The following is a 12,236-nucleotide window of genomic DNA, read 5'->3' on the forward strand; positions in this document are numbered from 1 at the left end:
AAACGTCTGCTCTACACAATGCAGACATGCCCCCTTTGTTGCCCCACGTTTGGCGTCCACTTCTTCTGGGAAAAGCCAAAAATCGGACTATTCCTACTTCCAATTCCATGATCCACTGGCAGAATAGGAGCTTAGTGTGAATCGTCTTACCGAAACGGGCGGCAAGCAGATGGAAGTCCGCTTCACAGGGGGAAATCAATGGATGTTGATGTCGAGTTTTGCCGAGAGAACGTGGTTTACCGCAGTTGGGCCGACCACACCCTAAATTTCGCTGTCGAAGGGCCAGCCAATGGGTTCACTGGATTTCGAAGACCCCAACGCGCTGCTGCGTTTGCTGTTTTTTCCCATCTCGATTCCGAGCCCGAAGTGCCGGGGATCGTTGTTATGCCTACTGGCACGGGAAAGACGGACACGATCTTCGCAATCATCATAGGAAGTCGGTTCCGTCGAACACTGCTGATCGTGCCAACTGAGGCGCTTCGCACACAAATAGGTGATCGATTGGCCAGTTTGCACCGTCTACGGGCCATCAATGCGATTTCCGAAGACGTTCTTTCACCGGTCGTCCATCGCATCGATGGTCGCGATGCTGCAGTCGACGTGCACGCCATCGAAACCTCCAACGTCACCATCGCGACGCCTGCCGCGCTGGCCCAACTAGATGACAACGAACTGAAAGCCTTTGCGGCGCGCTTCAGTCACCTCATCTTTGACGAGGCTCACCACGTTGCCGCCGCAACATGGGGACGCATTCGAAATGCTTTTGATTCCAAACCATCCCTTTACTTCACTGCGACACCTTTCCGCCTCGACCAGCAACGGCTAGAAGGCAAGATCATCTTCAACTACAGCCTGAGCCAAGCGCAGCGAGACAACTACTTTCAGAAGATTGATTTCTTTCCTGTTCGCGAATATGTAGCCAGCGAGATTGATCGAACCATCGCAGCCAAAGCCGTTGAGCTGCTAACCAACGACCTGGAAGCAGGTTTCGATCACATTCTCATGGCGCGATGCGCAAAGATAGCTAAGGCAAACCGGATCATCGAGCTGTACCGTGAACTGGGACCGGAATTTGATCCAGTTGTCATCCACAGCAGCAGGAGCAGTAGAACGAAGGAGCGGGATTTAGAACGCATACGAACGCGGCAGAGTCGTATCGTAGTCTGCGTCGACATGTTCGGCGAGGGATTTGACTTGCCAGAGCTTAAGATTGCTGCAATCCACGATCAGCATCAAAGTCCAGCGGTCACACTGCAATTTATTGGTCGCCTGACCCGAACAGACACGCGCCTGGGAACCGCAAAGTTCGTCGCCAACATCGCTAACCAGCGTGCGGATGGCCCCATGAGGCGCCTCTTTGAAGAAAGCGCGGACTGGAGTTTGATCATTCGTGAAGTCAGCACTGAGCGCATCGGACGGGAGTTGCGGCGCCAGGAATTTGAATCAAGGTTCGAAGGCGATTCTGAGGGAGCGAAGATCGCGGCTCTCAATCCAACACCTAACATCAGCTGCCTCGCCTACCGCCTGACGAAATCTAACTGGCATCCCCGCGCGGTAAAAAGCCTAGGGTCGCCGAACGAGACGATTCAGTTGCACTCGGTGAGCGAAGACGAATCGGTTGTAATGGCTGTTTCCCATGAGACCACTCCAGTTTCCTGGGCGAGGAGCGAGTCTATCTCTGGCTCAAATTGGCACCTATATCTCGCCTACTTCCGGCAAAGCGACGCAACTCTCTTCATCTCGTGCACCGGAGACGAACGGCAGACCTCGCGTTTTCAGTCTCTTGTTGCGCCATCGGCACGTCGAATCAACGGCGACGACGTCTTTCGCATTATGTATGGGATTAAACGACTGAAGCTGCAAAACGTTGGCCTTAGCAGATCTGGACGTGACGTACGGTTTACCATGCACGTTGGGCAGGACGTCAACCGGGTTATGGACGACCTTGAGAGTGGCCGATCTATCAAGTCCAACATTTTCGGCGTTGGATACGCAGACGGAGAGAGCACTACCGCAGGCTGTTCGGCTAAGGGCAAGCTCTGGAAGATGGATTCCGGCGCCATTGACGAATGGGTACGTTGGTGCGACGACGTCGCTTCGAAGATCAACAACTCCGCAATCGATACAGCCGCCATTCTTCGAAACGTCATGCGAGCGGAGAAGCTAAGCGGCCGTTGGCCGGACGGCATCTTCTTCGCCGACTGGCCGGATGCGCTAGGTGTCGAAACCGAAGGACGCTGCGCGATCACCGTCAATGGGGAATCCTACCCATTGCTGGACACCAAACTTGGACAACCGATCAAGGAGAGTGATGACACGCTAGCCATTGCGTTGTCGGCCGTTCTACCCAACGGCGACGAACGGGCTTTGACAACCATTCGGATCCACCTTGAGAGTGATGGCTACCGGTATTCGAGTGGCCGCGCCACGCTGCTTATCGGCACTAAAGAGCACGATCTCAATGAATACCTGGATCGCGAGCGCATGCGATTATTGCAAGCCGACGGTTCCATCCTCATTGGCAACTATCGCTACTTCACTCACGCCACGCTTAACGTCCCGCTCCCGGCCAATCTTCTCTCAGCCTGGGATTGGGGAAACACCAACATCCATAGAGAGTCGATGGCCCATGCCACGGACTTCGATTCGGTCCAAGGCTTCACACTTCAAAAAGTTTTCGATAGCTACGACATCATCTTCGACGATGACGGCGCCGGTGAGATTGCCGACCTTGTCGCGATCCGGGACGCACCCGACCACATCGTGGTGGATCTCTACCACTGCAAATACTGCGGTAGTGGTCAACGACCAGGAGCGCGTGTGGACGATGCGTATGTTGTCGCTGGGCAAGCAAGCCGGTCCGCGAAATGGCTCCATAGGGGCCCCGCGCTCTTCCAGCGCCTGTTGGATCGCTATAGCGCGGGCGAGGGCAATGGCACTCAACGACTGCTGAAGGGCACGCCACGGCAAATCGACATCTTGAGGCTCAAAGCTCGGGATATTGAAATGCGAATGGGGTTCTTCATCGTGCAGCCAGCTTTTTCTGCCGCTAGCGTTACGGCTAGAGGTACGGACAGTGTCATGACTGTGCTTGGTACCAGTTACATGTATCTGCGTGATATTGCGAACGTCGATCTGCGCGTGATCGCTAGCCCTTAAGGCAACTGGATTCCTCAAGCTCGTCCAAAACATGGATTCCCGTCTCGCCAATGACCTCGTATGCGGCTTCCGCTCGATCGAGCGTGCGCCAGTTCGTCTGCAGCAGCGCCCCCAATGAACCGAAGCGGTGCCTCAGACGGCCGTGCCGTTCGACTCGTTCCTACTCGCACGACACGTCCGGGCGTGGACCTCGCACTGGGAGAGGTCGCCGGAGCGTCCGGCTTTATCCGCCGCGCCCCGCCCCTTGTTCGCACGCCTGCGCGTGGGCGGGCGACATTCCGTTCGCGCAGATGCGGCCACCGCCGCTCCCAGAAGGCGGTCGAGCGGATGCGCCATGCGGGGATCGCATCGGCCAGGAAGATGCCGTAGCGCTGGGCGTTCTTGCGGGCGGCGTCCTCGGCCGAATAGGCGACGACGTCGCGGATGACATCGAGGCTCTCCCGGTTGCGCGCGCCGTCGCCGAGGGCCGGGGCCTGTTCGATGCCGTCGATCCGTTCTTCCAGGTACTTGCGCGCCACCTCGATCGCAAGCCGGAACTGGCCACCGATCGCCTGGGCGAAGGCCCGGAGCGGTGCGATGTTGCCGGCATCGCGAGCGAAGAAATCCACGCCGTGGGTCACGGCCGGCGGTGCGCGGCCCGGCGTGTGGACGTCGTAGTAGCCCATCCAGTACGCCAGGGCCTGCCCGCCGATCAGGACCACGTCCGGCGAGGCGCTTTCCAGCACGCGCCGCACCAACGCGGGCGGCATGTAGGCCTCGCCCGCCCCGCTCACCGGTCAGCTCTTGCGGTACTTGGCCGGGAACTCCGGCTTGCTCTCCCGGGCCAGGGCCCGCGGGATGAAGTGCAGCGCGTCCGCGCTGCGCTTGCCGTCGAACACGTCGAGGGCATCCAGCCGCCGGGTCACCGCGACGGCCGCGTCCAGCGCGCTCACCTCCCCCGGGGCGCTCGCCTCCAGCGCCGCCAGCCCCCGTTTCGCTCAGTGTTCCAGTTGCTGGGCGATGCTGCGGTCCTGCAGCCGGGCTTCCGCCTGCGCCAGCGCGTAATGCGAATCGGAGACGCGGACGTTCTTGGCCATGCGCGGAGAATTTGGCAATTTTCCACACTTGGCAACCGCGCTTCAGCAGCCCGCTCATACCGCCCGGCGGCAGGGACCGCCGGCCGTGTGGCCGGCCGGCGCGCCAGCCCACGAAACCGGAGTGCGAACGCGCGGCACCGGGGCGCTGCGCGCGACCCGAGGAGGACTCCCGTGGATGCTCTGAAATCCCTCGCGGTGATCCAACTGGCGGTGGCGCCGCTGCTCTTCGCGGTGGCACTGGGAATCCGGTTCGCGGGCACGGCGAAGGTGCTGAATTTCGTCGATTACGCGCAGGTGTCGGATCCGGCTGCCCTGCACCGCTGGGTGGGCCGTCGCCTGCTGGTGCTGCCGGTGCTGTTGGCCGCCGCAGGGGCGGTGTCGCTCGCGCGGCCCACCTGGGCGCTGGCGTCGCTTGTGCTGGCGGCGGCGGTGACCGCCGTGGTGCTTGCCCGGGTCGTGCTGGGCGCGGGGCGGTTCTGAGGTCGGGCGCCGCTGGCCCTCAGCATCCGGTCCGCGCGGCCGGGGCGTCCTGGGCGAATGCCGGCCAGGGGCGATCGAGTCCTTCGTTGCGGGGCGGCTGCGCAGGCGCAGGTCGCGTCAGTCGCGCGCGATCTTGCCCAGGCGGCGCCGCGCGTCGGCCTTCAGCGCCGCCAGGGTCCGGGTGCTGGTGCCGCTGTCGAGCCCGGCCTGGGCCAGTGCGCGCAGTGCGGCGGCCGCGTCGCCGGGCCAGTCGCCGGCTTCCTCCTGCGGGGGCGGAGGTCCGCCGGTCGGGTCGCGCTTTTCCATGCGGCTACCGCTGCGCGGTGGCGAGCTTGGCGGCGAGGCCGACGAACACGAGGCCGGCGATCTTGTTCATCGCGGGCACGGCGCGGGGGCTGCGGCGCAGCCAGCCGCTGAGGCGGCCGGAGACGGCGGCGATGGCGCCGAACACGAGCAGGCTGGTGGCCATGAACAGCGCGCCGAGCTGCAGCATCTGCCAGGCGACGGGGCCGCGGTCGGCGGCGACGAACTGCGGCAGGAAGGCGAGGAAGAAGATGGCGACCTTGGGGTTGGTGATGTTCATCGCCACGCCGCGCAGGTACAGCGCGCGCGCCGAGCCGGCGGCGGGGTCGGCCGCGGGCGCGGCAGTGGCGCCGGCGCGGAAGGCGCCGTAGGCGAGGTAGAGCAGGTACGCGGCGCCGACGATCTTGAGCGCGGTGAAGGCGAGCGCGGACGCCGCGAACAGCGCGGCGACGCCGAAGGCGACCGCGGTGGTGTGGACGATCAGGCCGGTGCACAGGCCCAGGGTGACGGCCAGGCCCGATCGCGCGCCACGGATGGCCGATTGCATCAGCACGAACAGGTTGTCGGGGCCGGGCACCAGGGCGAGCACGGCGGCGACGGCGACGAACTGCAAGGCGGTTTCGGGCGGGATCATGACGGCCGGCGTCCGGGGTGGGAGGGGCGATCTTAGACCCGCGCGGCCGCGGCCAGTGCGGCGTCCGGGCCGGCGTCCAGGCGCCGGTAGGCCTCGACCAGCGCGCTCGCCAGGCCGGCGTCGGCGCGGCCGAACACCTCGGCCAGGGCCAGGAAGCGCGCGACGTCGGCCTGGGCGTCACCGGTGGCCGCGCGGCCGATCCGCGCCAGCGCCTCCGCCATCGGGTCGGCCAGCGCCACGCCGGCCTGCGCCTGCCGGCGCACGAACTGCATCCAGGCGGCGATGGGCAGGCACAGGCGGTCGATGGGGCGGCCGGCGGCCCGGGCGTCGCGGAGGGTGCCGAGCAGGCGCACGGGCAGCTTCTGGCTGCCGTCCCAGGCGATCTGGGCGAGACGGTGGGCGATGGCGGGGTTGCGGAAGCGTTCGAGGATGGCGGCGATGTAGGCGTCGAGGTCGAGGCCGGCAGGGGCGTCGAGCGTGGGCGCGATGTCCTCGCGCATCAGGCGCTCGGCGTACCGCGCGAGGCCGGGGTGGCGCATGGCATCGGCCACGGTCTCCAGGCCCAGCAGCAGGCCGAGGTAGGCCAGCGCGCTGTGCGGGCCGTTGAGCAGGCGCAGCTTGGCGCGGTCGAAGCCGGCGATGTCGTCGCTCAGGGTCACGCCCACGCGTTCCAGCGGCGGGCGGCCGTTGCAGAAGCGGTCCTCCACCACCCATTGCGCGTAGGGCTCGCGCTGCACCGGCCAGGCGTCGTGCGCGTCCAGGGCCTGGGCCACGCGCCCGCGTAGGGCGTCGTCGCTGGCGGGGGTGATGCTGTCGACCATCGAGCGCGGGAAGGCGGCTTCGGCCTCGATCCAGCGGGCCAGCGCGGGGTCGAGGCGCTGGGCGAAGTCGAGCGTGGCGCGGCGCAGGCGCGTGCCGTTGTCGGCGAGGTTGTCGCAGCTCAGCACGGTGTACGGCGCGTGGCCGGCGGCGCGGCGGCGGGCGAGCCCGGCGACGATGTGGCCGATGGCGCTCACCGGGGCGTCGGGCGCGGCGAGGTCGTGGGCGATGTCGGGATGGGCGAGGTCGAGGCCGTCGCCGGCCAGGCAGTAGCCCTTCTCGGTCACGGTCAGGGTGACCAGGCGCACGGCCGGGTCGGCGAGGCGGGCGAGCACGGCGGCGGTCTGGTCGCGGGCGCACAGCACTTCGCGCAGGGCGCCGATCACCCGCAGCCGCGGCGTGTCGCCGAGGATGGCGAGCGTGTACAGGCCGTCCTGCGGGCGCAGCGCGTCGCGCAGGTCCGGGTGGCGCAGGGAGACGGCGCACACCGCCCAGTCGGGGTCGAGCGCGAGCGCGTCGTCGAGGTAGACCGCCTGGTGGGCGCGATGGAACGCGCCGGCGCCGAGGTGGACCACGCCGATGCGGGTGGCGGCGCGGTCGTAGGCCGGGCGCGCGATGGCGGGCGGCAGCGCGGCGAGGGTGGCGTCGGACAGGCGCGGGGCGTTCATTCGGCGGGCTCGGGAGCGAGGCGGGCGTGCGGGCCGAGGGTGGTGCCGACGAAGCCGCCGGCGTGGTCGGTGCTGAGCAGGCGGCCATCGATGTCGCGCGCCAGCCAGCGCCAGCCGCGGCCGTCGTCGTAGGCGAAGGCGTGGTCGGCGCCGTCGGCCACGACCTTCAGGGTCAGCGGGGCGTCGCCATCGATCGCGGCGGCGGCGACGATGGCGCGCGCGTCGCCGTCGTGGCGTTCCAGGAACAGTTCCGCGCCCCGCCCCGTGCGGCGCGCGCCGAGGAACAGCCAGTGGCGTTCGCCCTGGAACAGCGCCAGCCCCGCCGAGACGCCGGCCTCCGTCGGCACGGCGAGCGCGGTGCGCGCCTCGAACGCCCGGTGCTGCTGGCGGCGGGCGAGGAAGGCGGGATTGCGCAGGCTGTCGAGGCCGTCGCGCAGCGGGCGCAGGGCGAGCCGGCCGGGATGCGCGGCGAGGTCGGCCCAGGGCGCCTTGGGCACGCGCACGAAGGTCCACGCCGGGTCGAGCGCGGGGCCGTCGAAGTCGTCGCGCCAGGCGAAGTTGCCGCTCAGCGGCGCCTGCGCGGCGGCGGCGGGCATCGCGGCGGGCGCGGGGGCCGCGTCGGGAATGGGCAGGCCACGGTCGAGGATCACCGGCCACCCGTCGCGCCAGTCGACCGGCAGCAGGAAGGTCTCGCGGCCGGTGTTGTAACGGTCGCCCTCGTAGGGGCGGCTGGCGAGGAACACCGCCCACCAGCGGCCGTCGGGCGCCTCGACGAGATCGGCGTGGCCGGCGTTGGTGACCGGCGCGGGGCGCCCGGGCGGCAGGTCGCGCTGGGTCAGGATGGGGTTGTGGGCGTAGGGCGCGTACGGCCCCCAGATATCGCGGCTGCGCAGCACCACCTGCGAGTGCTGCGGGCCGGTACCGCCCTCGGCGCTGGTCAGGATGTACCAGCCGTCGCGCTTGTACAGGTGCGGGCCCTCGATCCAGATCGGGTTCGCGCCGGGGTCGGCGCCGCCGTCGACCAGCACGCGGCGCGGGCCCACGGTGCGCAGGGTGTCGGGGTCGAAGCGCTGCAGCCAGATCGCGCGGTGGCCGTCGTAGCGCGGGATGCCCTCGGGCGCGCCGTTGTTGAGCAGCCAGGCGCTGCCGTCGTCGTCGAAGAACAGCGACGGGTCGATGCCGCCCACCTCGGGCAGGAAGGTCGGGTCCGACCACGGGCCGGCGGGATCGGTGGCGGTGACGACGAAGTTGCCGCCGGCGTCCACCGCGGTGCTGACCACGTAGAACACGCCGTCGCGGTGCTCGACGGCCGGCGCGAAGACGCCGCGCGAGATGCCCAGGCCGTCGAAGTCGAGCTGGCCGGGGCGGTCGATGACGTGGCCGAGCGGAGTCCAGTGCACCAGGTCGCGGCTTTCGAAGATCGGGATGCCGGGGAAGTAGGCGAAGCTGGAATTGACCAGGTAGTAGCGGTCGTCGACGCGGACGATGCTGGGGTCGGGGTGGAAGCCGGCCAGGATCGGGTTGCGGTAGTGGCCCTCGGGCAGGGGGCGCTCGAACACGGCATCGCGGCCGGTGTATTCGAACCAGTCGAACAGGACGGGCGCGGGTTCGGCGCATGCGGGGGCCGACAGCATCAGCAGGAGCCCCGGCAGGAGCGCGCTCGCGCGCGGCATCTTCTTGCCCAAGCCGGGTACGAAAGGCGTCGCGCGCGAGCGCGTTCCTGCAGGCAAGGCCACCTCACCAGTCCCACATCGCGCCGTCTTCCAGGCGCGCGACGGGCAGTTGCTTGGGGGCGTAGGGGTACTTCGCGGCCAGCGCCTCGTCGATGTCCACGCCGTGGCCGGGGGTGTCGCCCACGTGCAGGCGGCCGTCTCGGAAGCGGTAGTCGTGTGGGAACACGGCATCGGTCGCCTCGCTGTGGAACATGTATTCCTGGATGCCGAAGTTCGGCGCCCAGGTGTCGAAGTGCAGCGCGGCGCCCATCGTGACCGGCGAGAGATCGGTGGCGCCGTGGAAGCCGGTGCGCACCTGGTGCAGGCCGGCGAAGTCGGCCAGCCGGCGGATGTGGGTGATGCCGCCGCCGTGGACGATCGTGGTGCGGATGTAGTCGATGAGCTGGCGCTCGATGAGGTGCTTGCAGTCCCAGATGGAGTTGAACACCTCGCCCACCGCCAGCGGGGTGACCGAGTGCTTGCGGATCAGCTCGAACGAGGCCTGGTGCTCGGCGGGGGTCGCGTCCTCCAGCCAGAACAGCCGGTAGGGTTCGACGTCGCGCGCCAGCCGCGCGGCCTCGATGGGCGTGAGCCGGTGGTGCACGTCGTGCAGCAGTTCCACGCCGTTGCCGTGGTCGGCGCGCAGGCGCTCGAACAGCTTCGGCGCGGTCTCCAGGTAGCGCGGGGTGTTCCAGACGGTCTCGGCCGGCAGCGCGCTCTCGGCGGGTTCGTACGGCTTGCCGGCACTGGCGACGCCGTAGGCCTTCTGCACGCCCGGCACCCCGCATTGCGCGCGCACGGCCAGGAAGCCGCGCTCGATGTAGCGGCCGACCTCGTCGCTGGCCTCACTGATGTCGCGGCCGTTGGCGTGCGCGTAGACCAGCGCGCCCTCGCGCGAGCGGCCGCCGAGCAGTTGGTAGAGCGGCAGCCCGGCCATCTTGCCGAGGATGTCCCACAGCGCGACATCGACCGCGGCGATCGCGGTCATGGTGACCGGGCCGCGCCGCCAGTACGCGCCGCGGTAGAGGAACTGCCACAGATCCTCGATGCGGCCGGCGTCGCGGCCGATCAGGTTGGGCACCACGTGCTCCTGCAGGTAGGCGGCGACCGCCAGCTCGCGGCCGTTGAGCGTGGCATCGCCCAGGCCGTGAACGCCCGAGCGGGTGACGATCTTGAGGGTGACGAAGTTGCGGCCGGGGCAGGTGACGATGACCCGCGCCTCGACGATCTCGCGGTCGCGGTGGCTGCTGTGGCGGTCGGGCTCGGCGGTGGCGGGCATGCGGGCGGCTCGGGTGGCGGTGGGGGTGGCGTGCCCCCTTCCCCCGCGTGCGGGGGAAGGTGCCGAAGGCGGATGGAGGACGCGCCACCGGCGCGATCGGTGCCCTCATCCGCCCCTGCGGGGCCCCTTCTCCCGCGCGCGGGAGAAGGGTTTGCTTTCAGCGGATCTCGATCTCGAACGGCCCCGCCGGCAGGCCGGCGCGGTCGAACAGGTTGACCAGCGGGTTGTCGGCCCAGGCGTGGCGCACGCGGGTCGGCGCGGGCAGGTCGGGGGCGTGCAGGTGCACGGCGTCGCCGTCGAGCGCGGCCTGCGCCCAGCGGCAACTGCCGGGCTCGGCGCCGCACAGCTCGAAGCCGAGCGGCCCCGGCGCGCCGTAGGCGACCAGGCCGCCTTCGACATCGCCGAAGGTCACCACCACCGCCCCGCCCTCGCGCCGGGCGCCGCGCGGCACCGGGCCGCTGGGCGCCAGCGCCTCGCCGTAGACCACGTGGCGCGCGGCGCGCGCGAGGCGGAGGCCGAGCGCCTGCTTGTTGGGCGGGTGGATGTCGTCGCGCTCGCCGATGTCGATGGTCACCGCCAGCGCGCTGTGCGGCTCGGCGGCGACGCGGCGCTGGGCCTCGCGCAGCGCCGCCCAGCCGCTGTCGCCGGGCGCCTGCGCCGGGGCGCCGTAGTTGGCCAGTTGCACGATGAGCCACGGCAATCGCGGATCGTCGAAGCGGCGGCGCCAGTCCTCGCGCAGGCTGCGCAGCAGGCCGGCGTAGGCATCGGGCTCGGACGTGTTGGATTCGCCCTGGTACCAGAGCACGCCGCGCAGCGCGGTGCCGGCCAGCGGCGCGATCATGCCGTTGTACAGCGTGGACAGGCCGGCGGCGGATTGCCACGGCGCGCGCGGCGGCGCGCCAGTGGCCGGCGGCACGATGCGGTAGCGCCAGCCGCCGTCCAGTGGCACGCTGGTGCCGTCGGCCAGGCGCAGCCGGTGCGCCGAGGCCGGGCCGGCCAGGCCGCCGTCGCGGTAGGTGTCGAGCACGTTGACGACGATGGTGTTGGTACCGGCGCGCAGCAGGCCTCGCGGCAGCGGGTACTCGCGCACGGTGCCGGCGCCGTAGGTGCTGCCGACCGCGATGCCGTTGACCCAGGTGAGGTCCATCTCGTCGGCGGGGCCGAGCACCAGCGTCGCGGCCTGCGCGGCCTGATCGGCGGTGAGCGTGGCGGTGGTGCGGTACCAGAGCATGCCGTCGAAGGCGGCCAGTTCCGGCACGCCCCAGCGCTCCCAGGCGCCGAGTTCGCGCGGGGCCTGCCGCCAGTCGCCGTGCGGCGTGCCGTCCCAGGGCCGGTCGCCGGCGGCCACGCCCGGCGCCCGCGCCCACCAGGCGGCCCAGCGCTCGCCCCAGCGCGCGGCCGCGCGCGCCGGGTCCTTCGCGTAGAGCGCGAGCACGTCGAGATCCTCGTCCGCGTGGCCGCCGGCGCGCAGCGCCTCGGCGCTGGTCCAGGCCTGGATGCGCGAGCCGCCCCAGGAGGCGTCGATCAGCCCCATCGGCACGTCGAGGGTCTTGCGCAGTTCGCGGGCGAAGTAGAAGCAGGCGGCGGAGAAATCGCGCACGGTCTCGGGCGTGGCCGCCTGCCACGCCGCCGGCAGCCCGAAGCGCGCCTGCGGCAGCGGGCTGCCGGCCTTGGGCACGGTGAGCAGGCGGATGACAGCGGCGTGATCGGCGTTGGCGATCTCGGCGCGCGCATCGAGCGAGCGCCACACCGGCAGTTCCATGTTCGACTGGCCCGAGCACAGCCAGACATCGCCGACCAGCAGGTCGCGCACGGTCTGCGTGGCGCCGCCGGCGCGCACGCTCAGGGTGTGCGGGCCGCCGGCGGGCAGCGGCGGCAGGTCGGCCCGCCAGCGGCCGCCGGCATCGGCGCGCGCCTGGGCGCGGTGGCCGGCCAGTTCGACGTGGACCGTGGCGCCGGCGGGCGCGTCGCCGTGCAGGCGCAGCGGCCGGTCGCGCTGGAGGACGGCATGGTCCTGGAACAGCGGGTGCAGCAGCGGGGTCGCGGGATCGGGCGGGTCGGCGAACGCGGGGGACATGCAGGCGATCGACGCGGCGACCCACGCAG

General features: G+C 69.3%; 10 protein-coding genes. 2 read left to right on the forward strand and 8 right to left on the reverse strand.

Annotated features, from left to right (window positions below; translation table 11 throughout):
• The first annotated feature begins 198 nt into the window (after positions 1-198).
• Positions 199-3,159: a DEAD/DEAH box helicase gene (locus Z164_RS0117295; RefSeq protein ID WP_043690670.1), complete on the forward strand. Its 2,961-nt coding sequence runs from the start codon at positions 199-201 to the stop codon at positions 3,157-3,159.
• Between the two features lie 14 nt (positions 3,160-3,173).
• Here Z164_RS0117295 and Z164_RS22645 read toward each other — a convergent pair whose 3' ends face one another.
• Positions 3,174-3,932, reverse strand: coding sequence for a hypothetical protein (locus tag Z164_RS22645; RefSeq protein WP_152541006.1), 759 nt, complete (start codon positions 3,930-3,932; stop codon positions 3,174-3,176).
• A 3-nt stretch (positions 3,933-3,935) separates the two neighbouring features.
• Positions 3,936-4,091: a hypothetical protein gene (locus tag Z164_RS22850; RefSeq protein WP_160170701.1), complete on the reverse strand. Its 156-nt coding sequence runs from the start codon at positions 4,089-4,091 to the stop codon at positions 3,936-3,938.
• Between the two features lie 315 nt (positions 4,092-4,406).
• Here Z164_RS22850 and Z164_RS0117310 point away from each other — a divergent pair, with 315 nt between their 5' ends.
• The gene (locus tag Z164_RS0117310; protein ID WP_152541010.1) at positions 4,407-4,715 is read left to right on the forward strand and encodes a hypothetical protein; all 309 of its coding nucleotides are present in this window, start codon (positions 4,407-4,409) and stop codon (positions 4,713-4,715) included.
• A 117-nt stretch (positions 4,716-4,832) separates the two neighbouring features.
• Here Z164_RS0117310 and Z164_RS0117315 read toward each other — a convergent pair whose 3' ends face one another.
• The 6 genes from Z164_RS0117315 to Z164_RS0117340 form a co-directional block, all read right to left on the reverse strand.
• Complete coding sequence (locus tag Z164_RS0117315) at positions 4,833-5,021, reverse strand: hypothetical protein (RefSeq protein ID WP_024891939.1); 189 nt, start codon at positions 5,019-5,021, stop codon at positions 4,833-4,835.
• Positions 5,022-5,025: 4 nt separating this feature from the next.
• On the reverse strand, positions 5,026-5,652 hold the full coding sequence (locus Z164_RS0117320; RefSeq protein ID WP_024891940.1) for a LysE family translocator: 627 nt from the start codon (positions 5,650-5,652) through the stop codon (positions 5,026-5,028).
• 32 nt (positions 5,653-5,684) lie between these two features.
• Positions 5,685-7,139: a mannitol dehydrogenase family protein gene (locus tag Z164_RS0117325; RefSeq protein WP_024891941.1), complete on the reverse strand. Its 1,455-nt coding sequence runs from the start codon at positions 7,137-7,139 to the stop codon at positions 5,685-5,687.
• Positions 7,136-8,773: a glycoside hydrolase family 43 protein gene (locus tag Z164_RS0117330; protein ID WP_321166290.1), complete on the reverse strand. Its 1,638-nt coding sequence runs from the start codon at positions 8,771-8,773 to the stop codon at positions 7,136-7,138. The genes Z164_RS0117325 and Z164_RS0117330 overlap by 4 nt, the downstream gene beginning before the upstream one ends.
• Before the next feature lie 103 nt (positions 8,774-8,876).
• Positions 8,877-10,130, reverse strand: coding sequence for a D-mannonate dehydratase ManD (manD, locus tag Z164_RS0117335; RefSeq protein ID WP_024891943.1), 1,254 nt, complete (start codon positions 10,128-10,130; stop codon positions 8,877-8,879).
• Between the two features lie 157 nt (positions 10,131-10,287).
• Entirely contained in the window at positions 10,288-12,207 is a 1,920-nt protein-coding gene (locus Z164_RS0117340) for a sialate O-acetylesterase (protein WP_152541012.1), read from the reverse strand.
• Between the last annotated feature and the right edge of the window lie 29 nt (positions 12,208-12,236).

The sequence above is a fragment of the Luteimonas huabeiensis HB2 genome (assembly GCF_000559025.1).
GTDB lineage: Bacteria > Pseudomonadota > Gammaproteobacteria > Xanthomonadales > Xanthomonadaceae > Luteimonas > Luteimonas huabeiensis.